Origin of the sequence: Enterobacter cloacae complex sp. GYL001 (assembly GCF_049237125.1) — a bacterium.
Taxonomy (GTDB): domain Bacteria; phylum Pseudomonadota; class Gammaproteobacteria; order Enterobacterales; family Enterobacteriaceae; genus Enterobacter; species Enterobacter hormaechei_C.
In genome coordinates this window covers 614,606-639,189 of sequence record NZ_JBMKGW010000002.1, presented here as the reverse complement: position 1 = coordinate 639,189, position 24,584 = coordinate 614,606, and the positions used below count along the sequence as shown (strand labels likewise).

Annotated in this window: 12 protein-coding genes; 7 read left to right on the top strand and 5 right to left on the bottom strand. The window is 60.6% G+C overall.

All coding sequences use genetic code 11. From position 1 onward, the window contains the following. Positions 1-537 precede the first annotated feature (537 nt). From ACOTWU_RS07105 to ACOTWU_RS07080, 6 genes are all read left to right on the top strand, one after another. Complete coding sequence (locus ACOTWU_RS07105) at positions 538-11,961, top strand: BapA/Bap/LapF family large adhesin (protein WP_252049358.1); 11,424 nt, start codon at positions 538-540, stop codon at positions 11,959-11,961. A gap of 82 nt (positions 11,962-12,043) precedes the next feature. Next, positions 12,044-13,447 carry a TolC family outer membrane protein gene (locus ACOTWU_RS07100; RefSeq protein WP_023295304.1) on the top strand — a complete coding sequence of 468 codons (1,404 nt, stop codon included), beginning with the start codon at positions 12,044-12,046 and terminating at the stop codon, positions 13,445-13,447. Next, complete coding sequence (locus ACOTWU_RS07095; RefSeq protein ID WP_045328302.1) at positions 13,444-15,636, top strand: type I secretion system permease/ATPase; 2,193 nt, start codon at positions 13,444-13,446, stop codon at positions 15,634-15,636. Before ACOTWU_RS07100 ends, ACOTWU_RS07095 begins: the two co-directional genes overlap by 4 nt. Continuing rightward, complete coding sequence (locus ACOTWU_RS07090; RefSeq protein ID WP_017382757.1) at positions 15,617-16,816, top strand: HlyD family efflux transporter periplasmic adaptor subunit; 1,200 nt, start codon at positions 15,617-15,619, stop codon at positions 16,814-16,816. Before ACOTWU_RS07095 ends, ACOTWU_RS07090 begins: the two co-directional genes overlap by 20 nt. A gap of 250 nt (positions 16,817-17,066) precedes the next feature. Further along, complete coding sequence (locus tag ACOTWU_RS07085; RefSeq protein WP_015571638.1) at positions 17,067-17,366, top strand: type II toxin-antitoxin system RelE/ParE family toxin; 300 nt, start codon at positions 17,067-17,069, stop codon at positions 17,364-17,366. A 10-nt stretch (positions 17,367-17,376) separates the two neighbouring features. Continuing rightward, entirely contained in the window at positions 17,377-17,742 is a 366-nt protein-coding gene (locus ACOTWU_RS07080; RefSeq protein ID WP_015571639.1) for a HigA family addiction module antitoxin, read from the top strand. A gap of 26 nt (positions 17,743-17,768) precedes the next feature. Here the strand turns inward: ACOTWU_RS07080 and ACOTWU_RS07075 are convergent, their stop codons facing one another. Both ACOTWU_RS07075 and ACOTWU_RS07070 read right to left on the bottom strand, forming a co-directional pair. Further along, positions 17,769-18,950, bottom strand: a complete 1,182-nt coding sequence (locus ACOTWU_RS07075) for a PLP-dependent aminotransferase family protein (RefSeq protein WP_017382758.1) — start codon at positions 18,948-18,950, stop codon at positions 17,769-17,771. Between the two features lie 20 nt (positions 18,951-18,970). Beyond that, positions 18,971-19,858 (bottom strand): LysR family transcriptional regulator, encoded by an 888-nt coding sequence (locus ACOTWU_RS07070; RefSeq protein WP_015571641.1) that lies wholly within the window; start codon positions 19,856-19,858, stop codon positions 18,971-18,973. Positions 19,859-19,955: 97 nt separating this feature from the next. On the opposite strand from ACOTWU_RS07070, the gene ACOTWU_RS07065 reads away from it, so the two are divergent. Next, entirely contained in the window at positions 19,956-20,558 is a 603-nt protein-coding gene (locus tag ACOTWU_RS07065) for a short chain dehydrogenase (protein ID WP_017382759.1), read from the top strand. Between the two features lie 110 nt (positions 20,559-20,668). Here ACOTWU_RS07065 and ACOTWU_RS07060 read toward each other — a convergent pair whose 3' ends face one another. From ACOTWU_RS07060 to ACOTWU_RS07050, 3 genes are read right to left on the bottom strand one after another with little or no spacing between them, the layout of a single operon-like run. Beyond that, entirely contained in the window at positions 20,669-22,048 is a 1,380-nt protein-coding gene (locus ACOTWU_RS07060; protein WP_126498823.1) for an amidohydrolase family protein, read from the bottom strand. A 1-nt stretch (position 22,049) separates the two neighbouring features. Continuing rightward, on the bottom strand, positions 22,050-23,006 hold the full coding sequence (locus ACOTWU_RS07055) for a carbamate kinase family protein (RefSeq protein WP_045616224.1): 957 nt from the start codon (positions 23,004-23,006) through the stop codon (positions 22,050-22,052). Then, positions 23,003-24,583, bottom strand: a complete 1,581-nt coding sequence (locus tag ACOTWU_RS07050; RefSeq protein ID WP_023295308.1) for a hypothetical protein — start codon at positions 24,581-24,583, stop codon at positions 23,003-23,005. The genes ACOTWU_RS07055 and ACOTWU_RS07050 overlap by 4 nt, the downstream gene beginning before the upstream one ends. Between the last annotated feature and the right edge of the window lies 1 nt (position 24,584).

Below are 24,584 nucleotides of genomic sequence, written 5' to 3'. Positions count from 1 at the left end.
ATCATACAGCAGATGATTCACCCTAACTTAAATCATTATTAAGCAGTCATTAATATTCGCTGTAATTATAAATAAAGCCTATGTATTCAGTATTATCCCCCTCTCATTTCTTCCACTACCTAATCCCGACCGCCTGTACGCCAACGCCTCTGTGGCGCGGCCCGCATAGCCAACAAAATATATTCGCGCTATCAATTAATTTTCTCTGCAATCACAGTGCAGGGTTTACAGACACTTAATTTGCACATTCAGATATTTATAGCTATATCATTTTTACAGCAAAACAAATAATACCTGCACAAATAATAAGGTTTATAAATCACGAAAATATAAATAAATAACAGTTACTCATGTAAATAATTAGCTTCGCCCTGATGTTGCCACGTTGATTGCTGGCGGGTCTCGGTCGCTCTAAAGAAAGCAACGGTAAATACTGTTTTATTCACAGTATTTTCGCCGGGAGCGCCCTCATCCCTTCAGAAAATATGGCCACGTCTGACACGCCGTAAACAATAACTCTGCTGGAGTAATAACTGTATGAGCCAAATATCTGTTATATCGAAACTAACTGGCGTGGAAACGACCACGGAAGGGACACAGATAACACTCGATCACTCCTCAATCGTTAAACTTAACGTGGATCGCGCCGACATCTCAGGTTACTCCCGCAGCGGAAACGATCTGGTGATTACCCTCCACTCGGGCGAAGTGATTACCCTTAAGAATTTCTACGTCACCGACGCGCAGGGCGTGAGCCAGCTGGTGCTTGAGGAGAGCGACGGTGCGCTGTGGTGGATTGAAGATCCAACCGGTGCCGCCACCTATGAATCCATCGCCTCCACGGACGCCCTACTGGCGGCGTCAGGGAGTGATACCGGCGGCGCCGCAGCGTGGCCCTGGGTGCTGGGTGGCCTGGCCGTCGCAGGTGGGATTGCCATTGCGGCGGGAACCGGCGGTGGAGGTGGCGGGGATGACGATAACAACAGTCCGAATCCCGGCAATCCGGGAAATCCTTCCGAGCCAGATACCACGCCTCCTGATGCCCCCACCAATCTACAGGTCTCACCTGACGGCAAAACCGTTACCGGTACCGCTGAGCCGGGCAGCACGATTACCCTGAAAGATGCCGATGGCAACACCATCGGAACGGGCAAAGCGGGTAGCGACGGGAAATTTACGATTGATCTCGGTACGCCGCTCACCAACGGGGAACAGATCACCGCCACCGCCACCGATCCGTCCGGCAATACCAGCCAGGGCGGTCAGGTTACGGCACCGGATCTCACCGCGCCGGATGCCCCGGCCAATCTGGAGGTCTCTCCTGACGGCAAAACCGTCACCGGTACCGCTGAGCCGGGCAGCACCGTTACCCTGAAAGATGCCGATGGCAACACCATCGGAACGGGCAAAGCGGGCAGCGACGGGAAATTTACGATTGATCTCGGTACGCCGCTTACCAACGGAGAACAGATCACCGCTACCGCCACCGATCCGTCCGGCAATACCAGCCCGGGCGTTCAGGTCACGGCACCGGATTTAACCGCGCCGGATGCACCCGAGATTGTCACCGTCAATGATAACGTGGGCGCCGAAACAGGCCCGCTGAGCAACGGACAACGCACGGACGATGCCCGTCCGACGTTCAGCGGCATCAGTGAAGCCGGCACCGTCATTACCTTCTATGACAACGGGAAACCGATTGGCACCGCCACAGCCGATGCCACCGGGAAATGGAGCTTTACCCCGTCGACCAACCTGTCTGAAGGCAGCCACGCCATTACCACCACCGCGACCGATGCCGCAGGCAATACCAGCCCGGCGTCCACGGCGGTAACCTTCGTGGTCGATACCGTCGCGCCTGGCGCGCCAGCGATCGTCAGCCTCACCGATGATGTTGCGCCTGGCACCGGCACGCTCGGGAGTGGAAGCAGCACCAACGACCCACGGCCACAGCTCACCGGCACGGCGGAAGCGGGCTCGACGGTCACCATCTATGATAACGGCATTGCCATTGGCACAGCGGTTGTGGGCAGTAACGGAAGCTGGAGCTTTACGCCGTCGGTGAACCTGAGCGAAGGCAGCCACCAGCTTACCGTGCGCGCTACCGACGTCGCCGGTAACACTGGCCCGGCCTCGCCGGTCTTTACCGTCACGGTAGATGTCACCGCGCCGCAAACGCCTTCCGGATTTATCATTAACGACGACACGGGCGTACTGAAAGGGGCGATCGGTGCCGGGCAATTTACCGATGCCTCAGAGCCGCGCCTGACGGGCAGAGGCGAACCGGGCAGCACGATCACGGTTTACGATAACGGCGTTGTTATCGGCACCACCACCGTCCTGCCGAACGGTACCTGGAGCATCACGCCGACGAGTCCACTGGCAGAAGGCGCACACTCGATTACCCTGCGGGAAACCGATGCGGCAGGCAACCAGAGCGGTCTGTCTCAGCCGATCAACTTTACCGTCGATCTTACGCCGCCAGACATGCCGGTTGCGACGCTCAACTCCGCAGGCACCCAGATCACCGGTACCGCCGAGCCGGGCAGTAAAATCGTCATCACCAACAATGCCGGGCTGCAAATCGGGACCGCCACTGCCGACAGCAACGGCAACTATGTCGTCAACCTGAACCCTGCGCAGACCAACGGCGAGATTATCTCCGTGGTCGCCTCCGATGCCGCAGGCAACCAGAGTTCACCGGCGCTGGTTAACGCAGCGGATATCACTCCGCCTGCCGCACCGGGCAACCTGGTGGTGGCGGAAGACGGGGCCAGCGTCAGCGGAACCGCCGAGCCAAACAGCACGATTATCATTAAAGCGCCGGACGGTACGATCATCGGCCAGGCCACCGCCGGTCCGGACGGCACATTTACCATCCCGATTTCGCCAGCCCAGACCAACGGCGAAGCCCTTGAAGTGACGGCCACCGACGGCAGCGGTAACACCAGTCCGTCTGGCTTTGCCGACGCGCCAGACAGCACCCCACCGCTGGCGCCGGAAAACGTGGTGATCTCTGCCGACGGCACCACCGTAACCGGTACAGCCGAGCCGGGCAGTACCGTCACCATTCGTGAAAATGGCGTGAAGGTCGGGGAAGCGGTCGCCGACGATCAGGGGAATTTCAGCGTAGATCTGATCCCGCCGAAAGCCAACGGCGAAGCCCTGACCGCCGATGCCACTGATACCGCCGGAAACACCGGTCCGACCGCGCCGTTTGACGCGCCGGACATCACCGCGGCACAAACCCCGGTCATCACGGGCGTGGTGGATGATGCCCCCGGCGTCACCGGTCCTGTCAGCCAGAACGGTCTCACCAACGACAGCACGCCTACCATCAACGGAACGGGCGAGCCTGGCACCACCATCACCCTCTACAGCGGTACTACCGAAATTGGCACCGCAGTCGTGTCGGCGAACGGTCAGTGGTCCATCACGCTGGAAACCGCGCTACCGGACGGCGGGCACGTACTGACGGCGACGGCGGTTGACGCCAACAATAACCTCAGCGGGACATCGAATACCTGGAGCATCACGGTGGATACCGCCGCCCCGGGCGCGCCGGCCATTACGCAGGTCATTGATGACGTACCGGGCCGCACGGGTGCGCTCGACACCAATGAAACCACCAACGATACGCTCCCGACGCTGAACGGTACCGGTGAGCCGGGCTCCACCGTGACGATCCGCCTGGACGGACAGGATATTGGTACTGCCGTTGTTAACAGCGGTGGCGCATGGACCTTCACGCCCACCACCCCATTAGTGAACGGGCAGCATACGTTCACCGTCGTCGCGAGCGATGCGGCGGGCAACGCCAGCGCACCATCAGCCGGCTTTACCTTTACCGTCGATACGACTCCGCCACCGGCGGCCACCATTGACACCGTTTCCGATAACGTGGGGCCCGTGCAGCTTCCGCTTAACAGCGGGGACACCACCGACGACACGCTGCCGCAGTTGCAGGGAACCGCACCGGACGGCACCACCATCACGATCTATGACGGAACCACCCTGCTCGGCACGGCGGTGCTCGACGGCAGCGGCGGCTGGAGCTTCACGCCAACCACGCCGCTGACGGACGGCCCGCACTCGCTGACGGTCCACGCAACGGATGAGGCGGGTAACACCACCATTTCGCCGCCGTTTGAACTGGCGATCGACACCACCGCGCCTGCAACGCCGGATATTCCTGAGATCACCGTCAACCCGGACGGCGGCACGCCGGGGACGGCCCTGAATCCTGGGGAGACCACCCGGGATACCACGCCAACCCTGAGCGGCTCGGGCACGCCGGGCGATACCGTCAACATTTACGATGGTGCCACCAAAATTGGTGAAGCCGAGATCGATGGCGACGGTAACTGGAGCTGGACACCCACCACTCCGCTGCCTGACGGCACCTACGATCTCTCCCTGACGGTGACCAACCAGGACAGCGCCGGGAACGAAAGCGCCCCGTCCACGCCGGTGACCATTACCATTGATACCGACGCGCCTGCCCAGCCGGGAACCCCAACGGTGACAGACAGCGTAAGCCAGATCACCGGCCCCGTGCTGGATGGCGAATCCACCAACGATCCGCGTCCGGTCCTGAGCGGCACCGGTACGCCGAATGACGTCATTACCATCTATGACCAGGTGGGTACAGGCGAGCCGCAGGCCGTGGGCAGCGTTACGGTGGAGGGTAACGGTAACTGGAGCTGGCGTCCTGAGAACAACATTGGCGAAGGGACGCACGAATACACGGCGACCGCCACCGATGAAGCCGGGAACGAATCTGTGCCATCAGCCGGTATCACGATAACGGTCGATACCCTCGCCCCGGACACCCCTGTTATCAGCGACATCGCCGGCGCGCAGAACGGCGGGTCCACTAACGACACCACACCGACCCTGAGCGGAACCGGCACCACCGGCGAGACGGTGATCATCTACAACAACGGCGTGGAAGTGGATCGCGTTGAAGTCGTCAATGGCGGATGGTCCTATACCCTGCCGACGCAGACCGACGGCCCGCTGAATATCACCGTCGCCGCGGTGGACGATGCCGGTAACGTTAGCCCGGTAAGCCCGGTCTTTACGGTGGAGGTTGATACGCAGGCGCCAACCGTGCCGCAAATTGACGCCGTCTCTGACAGCCAGCTGACCAACAGCGTGCTTTACACCCGCGACGGTACGCCAACCCTCACCGGGATTGGCGAGCCGGGTTCGAGCGTCACCGTTTCTGTTGATGGTGTCGCCTCGCCGGTGGTCGTGGAGGTTCAGCCGAACGGGACATGGTCCTGGACCGCCGACCCTGCGCTTACCGAGGGGCCGCATACCTTCTCAGTGGCCGCGAGTGACGCGGCGGGGAATACCTCCGCCAGCTCCGGGGATCTCAGCGTGACGGTGGATACCCTGCCGCCTGCAACGCCAACTAATATCACCATTGCCGCGGAGGGCACCCCGCTGACCGGGACGGCAGATGACGGAACCACGGTGACGGTTCGTGACGCCAACGGCAATGTCATCGGGACCGGGGTCGCGACGGGAGGCACCTTCTCCATTGCCCTCTCCCCGGCCCAGTTGGATGCCGCGACGCTGACGCTCACCGCCACGGACCCCGCAGGCAATGCCAGCCCGTCAACCACCTTTGACGTGCCGGACTCTCCGCTCGAGCTGCCTGCGGTACCGGTGATTACGGCGATCAACGATGACGTCGATCCCGTCACGGGCGATGTGAAAGATAAAACCACCAATGACACCACGCCTACCCTTACCGGCACCGCCGATCCGGACAGCGTGATCGCCATTTATCAGGATGGATCGCTGCTTCCGGTGACCACTGTCGTTGCGGATACCAACGGCAACTGGAGCTACACGCCGCTGTTGCCGCTGACGGAAGGGCCACACACCTTTGCCGTGACCGCCACGAATACCACCACCGGCGCGACCAGCGGACAGTCGCCGATCGCGACCGTGACCGTCGACCTTACCGCCCCGACAGCGCCAGCCATCGGTGCGGTGACTGATGACGTAGGTCCGATCACCGGCCCAATCGCCGACGGGCAGAGCACCAACGACAACCGTCCTACCCTGACCGGGACAGGCACGGCCGGGGACACTATTACGGTGTACGATGACGGCGACCCGCTGGGCACCGTTGTTGTCGGTCCGACCGGCACCTGGAGCTACACGCCGCCTGCGCTGGACGACGGCAGCCACACCCTGACCGTGACCGCCACCGACCCGGCGGGCAATGAGAGCACCCCGTCGGCCGGGATCACCATTGTGGTCGACACCGTCTCCACCACGCCGGTGATTACCAGCGTGACGGATAACGCAGGCAATGCGGCAACGCCTGTCCCAAGCGGCGATCCAACCAACGACACCACGCCAACCCTGACCGGTACCGCCGAGCCGAACAGCGTCGTCGCCATTTTTGATGGCGCCACGCAGATTGGTACGGTGGCGGCAGACGGTACCGGCGCCTGGACATTTACCCCTGAAACCGCCCTCGGGGAAGGAACGCATGACTTTACGGTCAGAGCGACGGATCCGCAGGGCAACGTCAGCCAGCCGTCCGGCGTCTGGAGCATCAATATCGATCTGACGGCGCCACAGGTGCCGACGATCGATACGGTCAGCGACAACGCTCCGGGTGGCGTAACCGGCCCGCTTACCGCCGGGCAGGTCACCAATGACACCACACCAACCCTGAGCGGCACCGGCCAGGCGGGTACCACCATTCACGTTCTGAATAACGGCGTGGAGATTGGTACCACTACGGTCGACGGCAACGGTAACTGGACCTTTACGCCGGACCCGGTTCTGACGGACGGGACGTATAACCTGCGCGTCAACGCCAGCGATGATGTCGGAAACGTCTCCGCCAACTCGCCAGTGTTCGCCTTTACGGTGGATACCACCGGCCCTGCGGCCCCGGTGGTCACCACGGTGATAGACGATGTCAGCCCTGGAACGGGAATCATCGCCAGCAACGGTTCCACCAACGACACCCGTCCAACCTTCAACGGTACGGGGGAAGTGGGCGCAACGGTGCACGTTATTGTCGATGATGTGGAAATCGGCACGGCGGTCGTCAACGCCCAGGGTAACTGGACCTTCACGCCGACCACCGCGCTGGGTGAAGGGCCGCATACCATTACCTTCAACGCCACCGATGCCGCAGGCAATACCGGGGTCACCTCGCCACCGTTCAACCTGACGGTGGATACGTCGGTGCCCGACGCACCGGTCTTTACCCCTGCCACCGACAATGCCGGTCCCGTGCTGGGCCCGGTCGCCTCGGGACAAAGCACAGACGACACCACGCCAACGCTGAACGGCACCGCGGCAGCCAATGCGACCATCACCATCTATGAGAATGGTCAGCAGGTGGGCACCGCCGTGGCTGATGCCAACGGCGTATGGAGCTTCACCACCGGCACGCTGGCAAACGGCAGCCACACCTGGACCGCCACGGCAACCGATGCCGCGGGCAACGTCAGTCCTGCCTCACCAGGCTTTACGCTGGTTGTGGATACGACTGCGCCTGCCGCGCCGGTTATCACCCAGGCGATTGACGATGTTGGCACCATCACCGGGGCGATTGGCTCCGGCCAGACCACGAACGATCCTCTCCCGCGTCTGGTGGGGACCAGCGAGCCGCTGGCCACCGTGAATATCTACGAGGGCACGACGCTGGTGGGCACCGGTATTGCCGATGCTAACGGCAACTGGACCGTGGATATCACCGTGCCGCTGGGCACTGGGTCACACACCTTTACCGCAGAAGCAACGGATCAGGCGGGGAACACCGGCGCGCCGTCCGCCGACTTCAGCCTGACCATTGACACCACGCCGCCAGCGCTACCGGTGCTGACCAGCATCACCGACGACGTCGGTAATGCTGCGACGCCTGTCGCCAACGGCGGGTTAACCAACGATGCACGTCCAACGCTCACCGGTACGGCAGAAGCCGGCGCGACGGTAACCATCTATGACAATGGGGTACAGATTGGCACCGCGGTCGCCACCGGCGGCGCGTGGAGCTTTACGCCGTCCACCCCGCTGGCTGACGGGCCGCATAATCTGACCTTCTCCGCCACCGACGCCGTGGGCAACGCCAGCGCGCAGACCGGGGGTTACACCATCAATGTGGATGCCACCGCCCCTGTCGCACCGGCAATCACCTCGATTGTGGATGATGTGGGAACCGTCACCGGCCCTGTCACCGGCACCAACCCAACCAACGACACCCGTCCGACCTTAAACGGTACGGCGGAAGCCAATGCCACCGTACGTATTTACGACGGCACGACGCTGGTGGGAACCGTCACTGCCGATGCCAACGGCAACTGGACGCTGCCGCAAACCAGCACCACGCTGACCGAAGGCGCGCATAACTTCACCGCCACCGCCACCGATGCCGCGGGCAATACCAGCGCGCCATCGCCGATTATCACGATCAACGTTGACCTGACGCCGCCACCAGCCCCAACCGGGCTGGCGGTGATCACCAACGGGACGCAGGTTACCGGTACGGTGGAAGCGGGAAGTACCGTCACCATCACCAGCAGCACCGGAACCGTGCTTGGTACCGCCGTCGCGGACGGCAGCGGAAACTTCAGCGCCACCCTCACCCCTCCACAGACCGGCGGGGAGTCACTGATTGTCTTTGCTACCGATAAGGCCGGTAACGCAGGTATCACCACCTCCGTGATTGCCCCGATCACCACGATCCCGAACGCGCCGGTTATCGCTAACATCGACGATAACGTCGGCACGGTGACGGGCAACCTGACCAACGGGAAAACCACCGATGACACCACGCCAACCCTGAGCGGCACGGCGCAGCCAAACGCGACTATCACCCTCTATAACAACGGGGTGCTGATGGGCACGGTCACCGCGAACGCCAGCGGCAACTGGAGCTTCACCACACCGGTGCTGAGCGAAGGGCCGCATGCCTTCACCGCCACGGCGAGCAACGGCTCGGGCACCAGCCCGATTTCCACCTCGACCACCGTCATTGTCGATCTCACTGCGCCAACGGCCCCGACCGGGACCTTCAACGCAGACGGCAGCGTACTGACCGGTAGCGCCGAAGCGGGCAGTACCGTCACCATCCGTCTGGCGGATAACTCAACGGTCACCGCCACGGCAGACAGCAACGGCTCCTGGAGCTACACCTTCCTCAATAAACAGACGGAAGGCCAGACGCTGCAAATCACCGCCACCGACGCGGCAGGCAACGTCTCGCTGCCCGGCTCAGCCCTTGCGCCGGTGGTGCCGCTCTCAGCCAGCACCAACGTTGAAGAGCTGGCGCTGACAACCACCGCAACGGTGACCAACTCGCAGTACAGCGACTATGGTTTCCTGCTGGTGGGCGCCGTAGGTAACGTGCTGACGCTGCTCGGCAACGACACCGCGCAGGTAGGTTTCACCGTCGGCAGCGGCGGCAGTGCGGATATTGCCGTGAACGCCAACGCCACGGGGGCCGTACTCTCCCTGCTCAATACCCTTGAGCTGGTGGTACAGCGCTTTGACGCCGCCAACAACACCTGGACCACCGTGGTCGACACCGGACAGCCGCAGTTCGCTGACCTGCTGACCCTCGGCGCGACGGGGGTGTCGCTGAACCTGACCGGCCTGGCGGATGGTCAGTATCGCGTCCTGAGCTACAACACTAACCTGCTGGCAACCGGCTCTTACACCAGCCTCGATGTGGCGGTGAAAGAGACCAGCGCAGGCACCGTGTCCGGCGAGACCAGCGTTGTCGGGAACGTCATCACCGACGTGGATCCAACCGCAGGCAGCGACAACGCCCCGGCGGGCACCACCGTCACCGCGGTCACCAACGCCCAGGGCACCACCACCAGCGTCACGGCTGACGGCACGGTGATTCAGGGGCAGTACGGCACGCTGACCATCAACCTGGACGGCAGCTATACCTATAACCTGACCAACACCAGCGCCGCCGTCATTGGGCGCACGGAGAACTTTACCTACACCATCACCCACAACGGCACCAGCGCCTCGGCAAATCTGGTGCTGTCGCTGGGCGAAGGCACCAGCAGCAGCGGTATCGTGGCCGTGGACGATACCGCCTCGCTGACCTTCGATACCACCGTGGAGGCGATCAACAACGGCACCTCGTCGCAGGGCGGCTTTACCCTGGTGGGGATCAACCTTGGCAATACGCTGGGGCTGAACCTGCTGGACGATCTGGCCAACCCGATCATCTACTCCGTAGAAGAAGGCACCACCCGCACCATGACCGTTCAGGCGTCCGTGGGCGGCGTGGCGCTGGCCTCGGTGTTCGACCTCTACATCTATAAGTTCAACAATGCGACGCAGACCTTCGAGCAGATGCGCGTTGAACCCGGCTGGCTGCGCGCGCCGCTGCTGGGCGGCACCTCCTCGCAGCTGACGCTGAATCTGCCCGCCGGCGAGTACCTGTTCCTGCTCAATACGGCGGCGGGGATCACCGCGCTGACGGCCTACACGCTGAACGTCTTGCAGGATCATGTCTACAGCGTGGCAAGCGTGAGCGAGAGCACCACCGGGGATGTGCTGGCGGATGATATTGCGCCAGCGGGTACCGTGGTCTCCGACGTTAACGGCGTGGCAGTGAACAGCAGCGGTCTGACGGAGATCACCGGCGAGTACGGTACGCTGCGGATCAACGCGGCCGGGGAGTACACCTACACCCTGGACAGCGGGGTCGGCGCGGACCATATCAGCACGCCGGATACCTTCGTCTACACCATCACCGCGCCTGACGGCTCGAAAGACACGGCATCGCTGAACATCACCCCAACCGCGCGCCCAATGGATGCGGTAAACGATGTCAGCACCGCGATGGACGTCACGTCGGTTCACCATACGTCAACCTATACGGATACCTCCGTCGGCACCGCCAGCTGGACTACCGCCCTGTTGGGGTCAACGCAGGGCAGCGGAAGCGGAACCTTCGTGGTGGATGCAAACACCGCGCTGCATAACGCCTCGCTGCACTTTAACGTGGCCTCGCTGCTGTCGCTGGGCGGGCTGACGGTGAACTGGTCAATCACTGACGGGACGAATGTGATTCGCAGCGGCTCCTTCAGCGGAGGCTCACTGCTGGGCGGCAGCATCGACGTTCCGCTGACCGGGCTGGATCTCAACGCCGGGACCTATACGCTGAACTTTACCGGCAGCGTACCGGGGCTGAGCGTGGGGAACATCACCATTACCCCAAGCGTAAACGGCACGACCTACTCCCTGTCGCAGTACGACGCGACGGGCACCCACACCGTTGACGGCAATATCTTCGACGGCACCGGCTCCGCAGGGGCAATGGACCAGCTGCACTCGGTTGATACCCGCGTGAGCATCACCGGCTTCGACGGCGTGACCACCACGCTGGATCCGTACACCGGCAGCACGATGTCAAACATCACGGGCCACTACGGGACGCTGGCGATTGCCGCTGACGGCAGTTACACCTATACCCTTAACCCGGGGATCTCGCTCTCTACCATTACCAGCAAGGAGGTCTTTAACTACACCCTGACCGACGCCAGCGGCACCACGGATACCGCGTCGCTGACCATTGACATGGCGCCGAAGTTTGTCAGTTCGGAGCATAACGATGTGATTAGCGGCACGGCCTACGGCGACACGCTGATTTATCAGGTGTTGAACAATACGGCGGGTAACGCTACCGCAGGTAACAGCACGGGCGACCACTGGACGAACTTCTCCCTCACGCAGGGAGACAAGATCGACATTGGCGATCTGCTGGTGGGCTGGAACGGTAGTGCGTCGACGCTGGGGAACTATGTGTCTGTTTCACAAAGCGGTAACAATACTGTGATCTCCATCGACCGTGACGGCACGGGAGCCGCCTACACTAAATCTGCGCTCGTTACGCTGGACAACGTTCAGACCACCTACGACGAGCTTGTAAACCAGCAACACATCATTACCTGATAGCACCTGCAAGAAATGACCCGGGCGCGCACAGCGCCCGGGCATAAACAAAAAAGCAGTACTTTTTTATTAGGGACAAGACATGGGAAAGAAGATGCCTTACTGGTGGCTCTCGTGCTGCCTGATATCTGTGCCCGCTATCGCGGCAAACCCTGCGGCGATGATTAATACCGGACAATTAAGCGAAACGCAGGAACTCCCCTCTTTAAATGGTCGCGTGGCGCCCGTAGCCAGCAAAGCCGCCCCCGGCACGCTACAGCTGAATGAAGCGGTTAACCGCGCCGTGACCTGGCATCCGGCCATCAGTGAAGCCGTCGGCAAACTTTATCAGCAGAGCGAAAATGTGGACGTCGCCAAATCGAAATATTATCCGCAAATTAACGCCGGCATGGATAACGGCTATAGCCACGACGGTGACGATAATGGCTTTACCCCTTCGCTGGTGCTTTCTCTTTCGCAAATGCTTTACGACTTCGGCAAAGTCGCAAGCCAGGTACGCGCGGAAAACGCGGGCGTCGCCCAGCAGCAGGCCAACGTGCTGGTGAGCATCGACACCATCGCCCACGATACCGCCATCGCCATGGTGCAGGTGCAGACCTGGCAGCAGATGGTCGAGACCGCCAAAGAACAGCTGGATGCCCTGTCCTCCATCGGCACCCTGACGAAACAACGTAATGATGAAGGCGCAACGTCACTCTCTGACGTGGTGCAGACCGACGCCCGCATCGAAGGGGCGCGTGCGCAGCTGATGCAGTATCAGGCCAGCCTCGACAGCTCGCGCGCCACGCTGATGAGCCTGCTGGGCTGGGACAGCCTGAACGCGGTCAGCAATGACTTTCCGCAGAGCCTGGCCCGCAGCTGCGACATCGCCGAGCCGGACGATCGTCTGGTGCCCTCGGTATTAGCGGCCTGGGCGCAGGCCAACGTCGCGCAGGCTAATCTCGACTATGCCAACGCGCAAATGACCCCTACCGTTTCGCTGGAGCCGGAAGTTCGTCACTACCTGAACGACCGCTACGCCGGCAACGAAACGCGGGACCGCACCCAGTACTCCGCGTGGGTAAAAGTGCAGATGCCGCTCTATCAGGGCGGCGGCCTCACCGCCCGGCGTAACGCTGCCGGACACGCGGTGGAATCCGCCCAGTCCACCATCCAGCGCACCCGTCTTGAGGTGCGGCAAAAACTGCTGGAAGCGCGCAGCCAGGTGATGAGCCTGATGAGCACGCTTCAGATCCAGGGCCGTCAGGAAGCGCTCAGCGCCCGCACCCGCGAGCTGTATCAGCAGCAGTATCTCGATCTTGGTTCCCGCCCGCTGCTCGACGTGCTCAACGCCGAGCAGGAGGTGTATCAGGCGCGCTTTACCCAACAGCAAACCGCCGGACAGCTGCATCAGCTTCAGCTCAACTGTCTGTACAACACCGGGCGCCTGCGTCACGCGTTCGATCTTGAAAACCGCACCATCCAGACCGTGGAGATCCAGCCATGAAGCAACGCGATATTCCGCAGGGTGAAAATATGACGGATGAGGCGCTGGAGCAGTGGGCGCAGGCGTTTGGCTATGTGGCGACGCGCTATCGCGTTGCCTGCTCGCCAGGCTCGCTGATCGCCGGCGCGCCGTGGCTGAAAGGCAAACCGATGGTGCCCGCGCTGACGCAGCTCGCCCGTGAAGCCGGGCTGACATTCCAGCTGCTGACGGCCGATCAGCACGCTATCAACAGCTGGCGTCTGCCGGTGGTGGTGGAGCTGAACGACGGTAAAATCGGCGTGATCGACAATTTCGACGGCGAGGATACGCTTGAGGTCAGCTTTTTCGACGACAGCACGCACACCAACCGCCTGTCGATGAGCGCGATGCTGCCTGCCATCCGCCACGTCATCGCCCTGCGTCCGCTGGCGGCGCTGAAGGACAGCCGCGTGGATGCCTATATCTCAAAATACCGCCCGGACTGGCTCTACCGGCTGGTGATGCGCGACCTTCGCCCTTACAGCTGGGTGATGCTGGCTGCACTGTTCATTAACGTGCTCTCCCTCTCGGGCATCGTCTTTTCCATGCAGGTGTATGACCGGGTGATCCCCGCCCAGTCCTATCCGACGCTCTATGTGCTGACCATCGGGGTGCTGATCGCCACGCTGTTTGGCTTTGTGCTGCGCGTGGCGCGCGGACACATTATGGATCTGCTGGGTAAACGCTCGGATCTGCGCGTCTCGGATCGGGTGTTCGGCCACGCGCTGCGGCTGCGCCACAGCGCCATTCCGCGATCCACCGGCAGCTTTATCTCCCAGCTGCGCGAGCTGGAGCAGATCCGCGAGATGGTCACCTCCTCCACCATCTCCACCATCGTCGATCTGCCGTTTTTTATCCTGTTTGTGATTGTGCTGGCGATCATCGCCCCGCAGCTGGCGTGGATCGCCCCGGTGGCGGCGGTGATCATGGTCCTGCCCGGCCTGCTGCTGCAAAAGAAGCTGGCGGAGCTGGCGAAGCAGTCGGCGCATGAATCGACCCTGCGCAACGCGGTGCTGGTGGAGAGCGTGCAGGGGCTGGAGGACATCAAGCTGATGCAGGCGGAGAACCGCTTTTTGCAGCAGTGGAACAGCTATATCCAGATCACCGCCGAATCCGGCCTGCGCACCCGCGAGCTGACGCAGAACCTGATCAACTGGGGGATGACCATTCAGAGCCTGGTGTATGCCGGGGTGATCGTGGTGGGCGCGCCGATGGTGATCGACGGCACCTTAACCACCGGTTCAGTGGTGGCCGCCTCAATGCTCGCCTCACGGATGATCGCCCCGATGGCGACGCTGTGCGGCGTGCTGGCCCGCTGGCAGCAGGTGAAGGCGGCCAAAGAGGGGCTGGACAGCATTATGCAGCTGCCGACCGAGAATCAGCGCGAAGAGACGCCGATCCGTCAGGACGTGCTGCGCGGACATTACCTGTTCGAGCAGGCGCAGTTCCGCTATCACCCGGAAGATCCGCGCATGGCGCTGCGCATTAACCGTCTGGAGATCAAAGCGGGCGAGAAAGTGGCGATCCTCGGGCGCAACGGCGCGGGCAAATCAACCCTGTTGCAGGCGATGGCGGGCGGGATGGATCTGGCGGGCGGTGAACTGCGGCTCGACAACCTCAGCCTGCCGCATCTGGACGTGGCTGACGTGCGGCGAAACGTTGGCTTTATGACCCAGAACGCCCGGCTGTTTTACGGCACCCTGCGCGAGAACATCACGCTCGGCATGCCGCGCGCCACCGATAAAGAGATCTTCGAGGTGCTGGAGATGTGCGGCGCGGCCAGCTTTGTGCAGAAGCTGCCGAAGGGGCTGGATTACCCGATTATGGAGAACGGTGTCGGGCTGTCCGGCGGGCAGCGGCAGTCCATCCTGCTGGCACGGATGCTACTGCGCGATCCGAATATCGTGCTGATGGATGAACCGACCGCTTCCCTTGATGAGCATACCGAGCGGGAATTTATTCAGCGCCTCGGAGCGTGGCTTGGCAACCGCACGCTGATTGTCGCGACCCACCGCGTGCCGGTGCTGGAGCTGGTGGAGCGCGTGGTGGTACTCAAAGATGGCATGCTGGTGATGGACGCGCCAAAAGCCCAGGCGCTGAACAACAGCCGTATGCAGCAACAGCAGCAGGCAACCGGACGGGAGTGGAAAAATGAAAATCAGTCAGCGTGACGTTGCCGCAGTAGAAGATCTGGATAACGCGCTCGACTCAGAAAGCGGTTATACCGGTGCCCGGCGCATTGTTTTCTTCTCCCTGCTGATGTTTGTGGTGCTTGGCGTCTGGGCGTGGTTCGGGGTGCTGGACGAAGTCTCAACCGGCACCGGGAAAGTGATCCCCAGTTCACGCGAGCAGGTATTGCAGTCGCTGGATGGGGGCATCCTCACCGAGCTGAACGTGCACGAAGGGGATCAGGTGCAGGCCGGACAGGTGCTGGCGCGACTGGATCCTACCCGCTCGGAATCCAACGTCGGCGAAAGCGCGGCGCGTTACCGCGCGTCGCTGGCCTCCAGCGCGCGTCTGTATGCCGAGGTGAACGATCTGCCGCTTAAATTCCCGCCGTCCCTGGCGAAATGGACCGACCTGACCGCCGCTGAAACGCGGCTCTACAACTCGCGCCGCGCCCAGCTTGAGGATACCCAGCGGGAGTTGCGCGCCGCGTTAGATCTCGCGAACAAAGAGCTGGCGATCACCCAGCGGCTGGTGAAAACCGGGGCCGCCAGCCACGTGGAAGTGCTGCGCCTGCAACGGCAGAAAAGCGACCTGGAGCTGAAGCTCACCGACGTACGTTCCCAGTATTACGTGCAGGCCCGTGAAGCGCTGTCGAAGGCCAACGCCGAGGTGGATATGGTGTCAGCGATCCTGAAAGGCCGCGAGGATTCCGTTACCCGTCTGACGGTGAAGTCTCCGGTGCGCGGGATCGTGAAAAACATCAAAGTGACAACGATTGGCGGTGTGATCCCGCCCAACGGTGAGCTGATGGAAATTGTGCCGGTGGACGACCACCTGCTGATTGAAACCCGCCTCTCGCCGCGGGATATCGCCTTTATCCACCCTAATCAGGAGGCGCTGGTGAAAATCACCGCCTACGATTACGCGATTTACGGTGGGCTACACGGGGTGGTGGAGACCATTTCGCCGGACACTATTCAGGACGAAGCGAAGCCGGAGGTGTTCTATTACCGGGTGTTTATCCGTACCAGCCAGGATTATCTGGTGAATAAGGCGGGCAGACACTTCTCGATCGTGCCAGGGATGATAGCGACGGTGGATATCAAGACCGGGGAGAAAACGGTGCTGGATTATATGATCAAACCGTTTAACCGGGCGAAGGAGGCGCTGAGGGAGCGGTAGTCAAACGCCGGGTGGCGGCTGCGCCTTACCCGGCCTACATTCTCGCAGGCCCGCGCAAGCGCAGCGCCGCCGGGCATTAATCCGCACGCAAGACGTGGAATCCGCCTCGAAGAATTAACCTTTAGTCATGCATCACACTTCCCTTCAGCCATGACCAGGGTAATATTACTCGCAGACAAAACGCACTTGCGCACAGTGCGGGAGTGCATTACTATCCACTCAGCTTCAAGGACTGGAGCTTACCAGCATTATGATTAATCATTTTCGGGATCAATGGCTTGAGGATTTTTTTCTCTACGGGAGATCGAGCAATGTTATTCCTTTGAATCTGGAAACAGCGCTTGCAAGAAAGCTCGACATCATCAATGCGGCCATGTCGCACCTGGATTTACGATCGCCACCGGGCAATATGTATGAAGCATTGAGTCCTCCGTTGAAGGGATATTCCTCTATCCGGGTAAACAGACAATACAGGCTTGTATTTCGCTGGTCAGAGGGAAAAGCAGACGATCTCTATCTCTCTCCACACAAGTACACGCAACACAAGTGAGGCATCACCTATGACACTTCAACAGGCACTCCGCAAACCCACCACGCCGGGCGAGGTGTTGCAGTATGAGTATCTTGAACCGCTCAATCTGAAAATCAACGATCTGGCAGAGATGCTAAATGTACACCGCAATACCGTAAGCGCGTTGGTCAATAACAATCGCAAACTTACTGCCGATATGGCGATCAAACTGGCAAAAGCCTTTAATACCACTATTGAATTTTGGCTGAACTTACAGCTAAACGTTGATATCTGGGAAGCGCAATCTAACTCCCGCACGCAGGAGGAGTTAAGCCGGATAAAAACCGTTGCGGAAGTCATGGCGAAGCGAAAATCCGGCAAGCCAGACGTTACCCTGCACGGGAACAGCGCATAACGGCATCTGCCATTATGCGCATCCTGTTACAGGGAAATTTTGAGGCGTCGAACCGCTTCTTTAAGCTGCTCATCCGTTGGGGTAACGAAAGACATGCGCAGCGTGGTATGGTCCGGCTCGTTGCAGTAGAAGAACTCACCCGGCACAAACACGACGCCGTTGCTCAACGTTTTTTCCAGCCATTTCGTCGTATTGATGCCGTTGTTCATTTTCGCCCACAGGAACATGCCGCCCTTTGGCTTGTGGAACGACATCACATCGCCCAGCTCCGCTTCCAGTTCCGTTGCAAAGGTCTGGTATTTCTGGCGATAGGCTTCGCGGATCATTTTAATCTGATTCGCCAGACGACCGGTTTTCAGATACTCGTACGTCATCAGCTGCGACAGCGTGCTGGTGTGCAGATCGGTGGTTTGCTTGAGGTTCACCACCGCGCGCTTCAGCCACTCCGGCACCAGCACCCAGCCCACGCGGGTGCCCGGCGCGAGGATTTTAGAGAAGGTGGAGGTGTACACCACGTTATCCTCATTGCCGATATCTTTGGCATGAGCAATCAGCGGGCGGAACGCTTCGTCGGTGTAGTTGATCTCGCTGTACGGGTCGTCTTCGATAATCACGAAGTCATAGCGCTTCGATAATTCCACCAGCTGTTTACGACGCGCTTCGGAGAGCGTCACGCCGCCCGGGTTACCAAAGGTTGGCACGATATAAACCGCTTTGATGGTTTTGGTGGCTACCAGCGCTTCAAGTTCATCCACTTTCATGCCGTCGCCGTCGGTGCCAACGGATTCAAAATTCGCCTGCGCCAGGCCAAAGACCTGCAACGCGGCGAGGTAGGTAGGCCGCTCCACGACGACCGTATCGCCCGGGTTAATTAACGCCCGCGCCAGCACGTCAAGCGATTGTTGCGAGCCGGAAGTAATGACCACGTCATCGGCTTTACAGGCGATGCCGCGACCTTCACAGATGCGTTGGATCTCTTCGCGCAGCCCCGGGACGCCTTCCGTCAGGCCATACTGGAACGCTTCGCCAAAATGCTGAGACAGCACGGCATCAGCAGCGATTTTTAAACCCTCATGATCGAACAGGTCCGGATTTGGAATACCGCCACCCAGCGAAATCACGCCTGCCATTTTGCTATGTTTTAATAATTCACGGATGGCAGAGGATTGCAGGCCCTGCGCGCTGCTGGCGAGTTTGTTTGCAGACATTCTTTACTTACCTTCTTTTTTTATATTGTGCCCAATCTTAGCAGAATATGGGCAATAAATTCCGTTAGCTTAGGCAGCGGCCGCAAATCCTGACGCCACAGTAAATGCACCGGCCTCGGTGCGGGCGTAAACGCTTCCAGAACCCGAACCAGCCTGCCGCTCGCCAGCTCTTCCGCCACCAGCACTTCCGGTTGCAGCAGGAGTCCCGCCCCGGCTCGCGCCGCCATGCGTAAGCCGTAGCCGTCATTGCATCGTAAGACGGCATCACGCTTCCAGCGCACTTCGCCTTCCACTCCCGGCAGCCGCCACTCGTTACGCGCCGTCCAGACCGTGTGCGACAGGCACAGGTGATCCACCAGATCTGCTGGCGTTTGCGGCGTACCGTGACGCGCCAGATAATCCGGCGCGGCGCAGATCACCATGTTGTAGGGACACAGGTATTTCGCCACCAGATCCTCATTACGGATCTCACCGATACGAATGGCCAGATCGACCCCTTCCTCTACCAGATCCACCATTCGGTTGGTGAGATCCAGTTCGATGCGCACTTCCGGGTAACGCTGCAAAAACGTGGCCGTCAGAGGCGCGATAACGCAGCCGCCAAACGAGGTAGGCGCCGTCACGCGCAGGGTGCCGGCAGGTGTGGCTCGCAGACGCTCAACCGCGTTTTCAGCAATCGAGACCTGCTCCAGCACGCGCCTGGCCTCTTCGAAATAAACGCGTCCGGCATCCGTCAGGCTCTGGCGACGGGTGTTGCGCTCCAGCAGCCGCGTACCGAGCTGCGATTCCAGCTGCGCAATATACTTCCCGACCATTACCGCCGACATCTCCAGCCGGGCCGCCGCGCCGGTAAAGCTGCCGCTTTCCACCACCGCGATGAACGTCTCCATGCCGCGAAGCTTATCCATATTACGAACCTCTGGTTAGCAATCTTCTAACATCAGCCCAGTTTATCTGAATTTTTATTTATTAAAGAATGAAGGCTCACAACATAAGGAGTCTGCTATGAAAATCGTCATTATTGGTGCCAGCGGTACCGTCGGTCGTGCTGTGACAGAAGAGCTAAGCCGTCGCCACGAGGTGATCCGCGTGGGTCGCACGCAGGGCGATCATCAGGTGGATATCACCTCGCAGGCGAGCGTGCAGGCGCTGTTCAAAAAGATCGGTCCGGTGGATGCGATTGTCTCCGCCAGCGGAGGGTTGCACTTCGGCCCGCTCTCAACCATGACCGACGGCGAGTTCAACCAGGGTTTGCAGGATAAGCTGCTGGGGCAGGTTCGTCTGGCGCTGACCGGCCAGCACTACCTGAACGAAGGTGGCTCGATTACGCTGATAAGCGGGATTGTGGCGCACGAGCCGATTGCCCAGGGCGTGAATGCCACCACGGTTAACGCCGCGCTGGAAGGGTTTGTGCGCGCCGCGGCCTGTGAACTGCCGCGCGGTATTCGCATTAATCTGATCAGCCCGACGGTGCTGACCGAATCCGCCGAAGCGTACGACGGCTTCTTCCCGGGTTTTGAAAGCGTTCCCGCCGCGACCGTTGCGCAGGCTTACCGCCGCAGCGTGGAAGGGGTGCAGAGCGGGCGGGTGTATAAGGTCGGTTATTGAACCTTACGGGCGGCGAGTATATGGCATTGCCGGGTGGCGGCTTCGCCTTACCCGGCCTACAAAAACCTCAAATCGTAGGCCGGGTAAGCGCAGCGCCACCCGGCACCACATTAACCCACAGAGCCCCAGACCAGATTCCCCTTATGGAACGTCGCGGTACGCGGAGAGATGCGTGCCACGGCCTCGGCAGAACAGGAGGCATCTACCAGCACAAAGCTGGCGTCATCCTGCGCTTTCGGCCACGCGCGCTCGCCTTTGTCGTTCAGCGGCAGTACGTCGCCGGTGGCGATGCCCAGCGCACGCGAAAGCGTCTGCTCATTCGGGCGAATATAGAGCTGTGCATAGAGGTTGGCTTTCTCCAGCATGTCCCCCAGACCGTACGGCGACCAGTGGTCGATCACGCTGTCGGTACCGGTCATGACAAACACGCCTTTATCACGCAGCTGCTTCAGCGGCATGTGCAGAGTGCCAATCGGCACGGTGGAGGCGATGGTCACCTGTTGTGCCGCCATGCGGCTGGCGATCTCATCCACCTCTTGCTCGTTAAGCGTCGCCAGGGCGAAGGCGTGGCTGATGGTCAGCTTCCCCTTCAGCGCCGGCGTTTTCTCCACGGTTTGTACCATATAGTTCACCGCCGCCACGCCCGCCGGGCTGGTTTCATGCAGATGGATATCCACCCCTTTGTCATAATCCAGCGCAATCTGGAACATGGTGTCGAGGGATTTCTCCATCGCGCCGTCGACGTTGGTCGGGTCCAGCCCGCCCACGTAATGCGCTCCCGCCTGCATCGCCTCGCGCATCAGCTTTTCAGAATGAGACAGCAGCAGGCCGTGCTGCGGGAAGGCAACGATTTCGCAGTCAAAGCCTGCGCCCCGGCGCGCCAGTACCGCCTGCAAATTTTCCAGGTTTTTCAGGCCGGAAACCGGCTCTATGTTGCAGTGGCTGCGGGCGATGGTGGATCCTTTCGACTGGATCAGGTCGATCAGCTTTTCGGCGCGTTCTTGCGTGTAGGGCTGTAACTCCGGCAGCAGCTTCTGCTCCAGGCGGATCATGTCCTGAATGGTGGTGCCCGCCGGACGGTTCAGGGAGCGCCACGGGCCGCCGTAGAAGGTTTTATCCAGATGGATGTGCATGTCGCGCATCGCCGGGAGCATCAGCTTTTTGCCCGCGTCGAAGTGCGGCAGGGTCGCGTCCGCGTGGCTGTTGTTGTCGCGCAGGGCGACGATTTTCCCGTCTTTGATTTCCAGCGTTTTCAGCTCGGTGCGGGTACTTGTCGCCACGCTGCCGTCGAAGTTAAACCCGGCTTCCAGCAGCACGTTGTCGAGATAGTAATGTTTTGCGGTGATGTTCATCGGTTTACCCGTCTCGCAGGTTGCCTTTGCAGAATCGGCAGCATACGCGACGGAACCCGTGGCGCCAAACAGCGCGCAGGCGGTAACCATTTTGCCGCTCTGGCTGATAAACTCGCGGCGGCTTTTATTCTCACTCATCTTATCTTCCTTCATTAATAATGTGGGTACCCGTTTCACCGCGCAGCGCCGCGGGCAGGCAGTCCGGCGAGGTAATGATCACCCGCCTGCCGCCATGGCGTAAAAATTCCAGCGAGGCGACGATTTTCGGCAACATGCTGCCCGCCGGAAAATGCCCTTCATCCATGTAGCGCGTCATCTGCGCCACGTTCACCGTGCTCAGCGCCTGTTGATTCGGCTTGCCGAAGTGGATGCACACTTTCTCCACGCCGGTGGTGATCACCAGCACGTCGGCGCGGATCTCGCGCGCCAGCAGCGCGGTGGAGAGATCTTTATCTATCACCGCGTCCACGCTCTGGTAATCGCCCTGTTCACTGCGCACCACAGGAATGCCTCCGCCGCCCGCGCCGATCACCACAAATCCTTTCTGCGTCAGCGCCTTGATGGCATCCGACTCAACGATGCGCCGCGGCTGCGGTGAAGCCACCACGCGGCGATAGCCCCGGCCTGAATCCTCAACAAAATGCCAGTCCGGGTGCGCAAGTTGCAGTTCGTCGCGCTGCGCCTCGCTGAAGAACGCGCCGATGGGTTTCGTCGGGTGCGTAAAGCCAGGATCGTTTTTATCCACCTCCACCTGGGTGACGACCGTGACCGCTTTTTGTTCCCCGCGCGCCGCCAGGCGGTTGTTGAGCGCTTGCTGGATCAGGTAGCCGATCCCGCCCTGGGTATCCGCCACGCAGTTTGCCAGCGGGGTCAGCGGCAGCCCTTCCCGCTCGTGGGCGATTTCGGCGCGGCGCAGATCCAGCCCCACCTGGGGGCCATTGCCGTGGGTGAGCACGATGTCATAGTCCGAGGCCAGCATTTCGAGCACCGACTCAGCCACCGCTTTGACCGCCTGCGCCTGATGCTCAATCGACTGGCTGGCGTTGTCTTTGATAATGCTGTTGCCGCCGATGGCGACGACCATAAGCTCTTTCATTTTGTTTCCTTTAGAAGGTGCGTTCTGGTGCCCTCATCCCGGCCCTCTCCCACAGGGAGAGGGGGATTAACAGAGGTATCCAGCACATGCTTCACCACAAACATCCCGCCCATCATCAGGTAGGCCGTGACGAACATCAGGGAACTGCCCTCGGCAAAGCCCACCACCGGCGCGTGGATCACCCCAAACAGCGCCAGCAGCGCTCCACCGGCCGCCGCGACGGCCCCACGCAGCGGTTTGTTGATAATGGCGAAGATGGCGATACAGCCCCAGAGCATGCTGGCGAGCGGCGCGCCGTTGCCGAGATGCATCAGGCCTTCGTAGTAGATCCCCTTGCTGTGCAGCACGTCGGTGCCGATTTTCGCCGCGCTGGTCCCCGCCGCGCTCATCACGCTGTTCATCATGGTCAGCGCCCAGTTGGCGATCCACGGGAACAGGCAGATGAAGATCACGGGCACCTCCACTTTCGGGGTCTCCCTCACCACCTGGTTGGCGGTGACGACGCCGATAAACACCAGAATCGGCACGATGGCGGTCATCGGTATGATGGCGAGCATAAAGGCCCCCAGCCCGAACAGCGGCACGATGAACATGGTCACGCCGGACGCCAGGGTGTAGCCGATGCTGGCGCCCATCGCTTTCCAGCCAGGATGGCCGACGTAGACCGTGACCGGGAACGGATTGCCCATCAGGCAGCCGAGCATCGAGGCCAGACCGTTCGCCAGCATTACCTTGCGGGTCGGGTATTCATCCCCCGCCGCGTGGGCGCTTTCGATGTTCTCCAGGTCAAAGATGTAGTTCGCCAGCCCCAGCGGTACGGCGGACGCCAGATACGGCAGCGCGTGCGGCAGTCCCTGCATGAAGCTGTCCACGTGCACTTCTGGCGGGTTAAAGCCGAATGATGACATGGACGCTTTAATGGCATCCGGGCTTTGCAGGCCGGAGATCCACGCAAGCAGAGTACCGGCAATTAACAGCAGCAGGCCGGTCGGGATTTTGGCAAAAATCGGCTTTTTACCGAACCAGTTAATGAAGATCAGCAGCAGGACGATAAACGACACGGTCGGCGCTTCGAACGCCTGCAACATCGGGTTCATCGCCAGCAGCAGCAGGCCAAGACCGGACAGGCACGACAGCAGCACGGTACGCGGGATCATCTTGCGGATGGTTTCCCCCAGGAAGGAACCGCCCGCGAGGATCATCGCTTCCACAAAGCACCACACCAGGCCAATCTGAATCGCGAAATCAGCATCGCCGGTTTGCTGGTAAACCGGCATTAAGACCAGGAAGGTCACGGTAAAAATCGACGGCGCGCTTGGGCCGGACGGCAGCGCGGTGACGTCCGTTCGTCCGGTGGCGCGCGCCATTTGCAGGCCAAACCACGTATAGCAAAGACTCGCCACCAGCACCGCCAGCCCGAAGGCTGGCGCGATGCGTCCATAAACAATCTCCTTCGGGATGCCGACGACAAAAATGAGCAGCCCCATCATGGTCAGCAAATTGGTCAGGTTGTTGGTCATCAACCCGAAATAAGCTGCCCAGTCACCTCTTTTCCACTCCAGTTTCATGTTTTTCATG

Bases quoted from the DNA above. Each gene is read 5' to 3' on its own strand.
- ACOTWU_RS07105 (WP_252049358.1), top strand. From the start codon at position 538: ATGAGCCAAATATCTGTTATATCGAAACTAACTGGCGTGGAAACGACC.
- ACOTWU_RS07100 (WP_023295304.1), top strand. From the start codon at position 12,044: ATGGGAAAGAAGATGCCTTACTGGTGGCTCTCGTGCTGCCTGATATCT.
- ACOTWU_RS07095 (WP_045328302.1), top strand. From the start codon at position 13,444: ATGAAGCAACGCGATATTCCGCAGGGTGAAAATATGACGGATGAGGCG.
- ACOTWU_RS07090 (WP_017382757.1), top strand. From the start codon at position 15,617: ATGAAAATCAGTCAGCGTGACGTTGCCGCAGTAGAAGATCTGGATAAC.
- ACOTWU_RS07085 (WP_015571638.1), top strand. From the start codon at position 17,067: ATGATTAATCATTTTCGGGATCAATGGCTTGAGGATTTTTTTCTCTAC.
- ACOTWU_RS07080 (WP_015571639.1), top strand. From the start codon at position 17,377: ATGACACTTCAACAGGCACTCCGCAAACCCACCACGCCGGGCGAGGTG.
- ACOTWU_RS07075 (WP_017382758.1), bottom strand. From the start codon at position 18,950: ATGTCTGCAAACAAACTCGCCAGCAGCGCGCAGGGCCTGCAATCCTCT.
- ACOTWU_RS07070 (WP_015571641.1), bottom strand. From the start codon at position 19,858: ATGGATAAGCTTCGCGGCATGGAGACGTTCATCGCGGTGGTGGAAAGC.
- ACOTWU_RS07065 (WP_017382759.1), top strand. From the start codon at position 19,956: ATGAAAATCGTCATTATTGGTGCCAGCGGTACCGTCGGTCGTGCTGTG.
- ACOTWU_RS07060 (WP_126498823.1), bottom strand. From the start codon at position 22,048: ATGAGTGAGAATAAAAGCCGCCGCGAGTTTATCAGCCAGAGCGGCAAA.
- ACOTWU_RS07055 (WP_045616224.1), bottom strand. From the start codon at position 23,006: ATGAAAGAGCTTATGGTCGTCGCCATCGGCGGCAACAGCATTATCAAA.
- ACOTWU_RS07050 (WP_023295308.1), bottom strand. From the start codon at position 24,583: ATGAAAAACATGAAACTGGAGTGGAAAAGAGGTGACTGGGCAGCTTAT.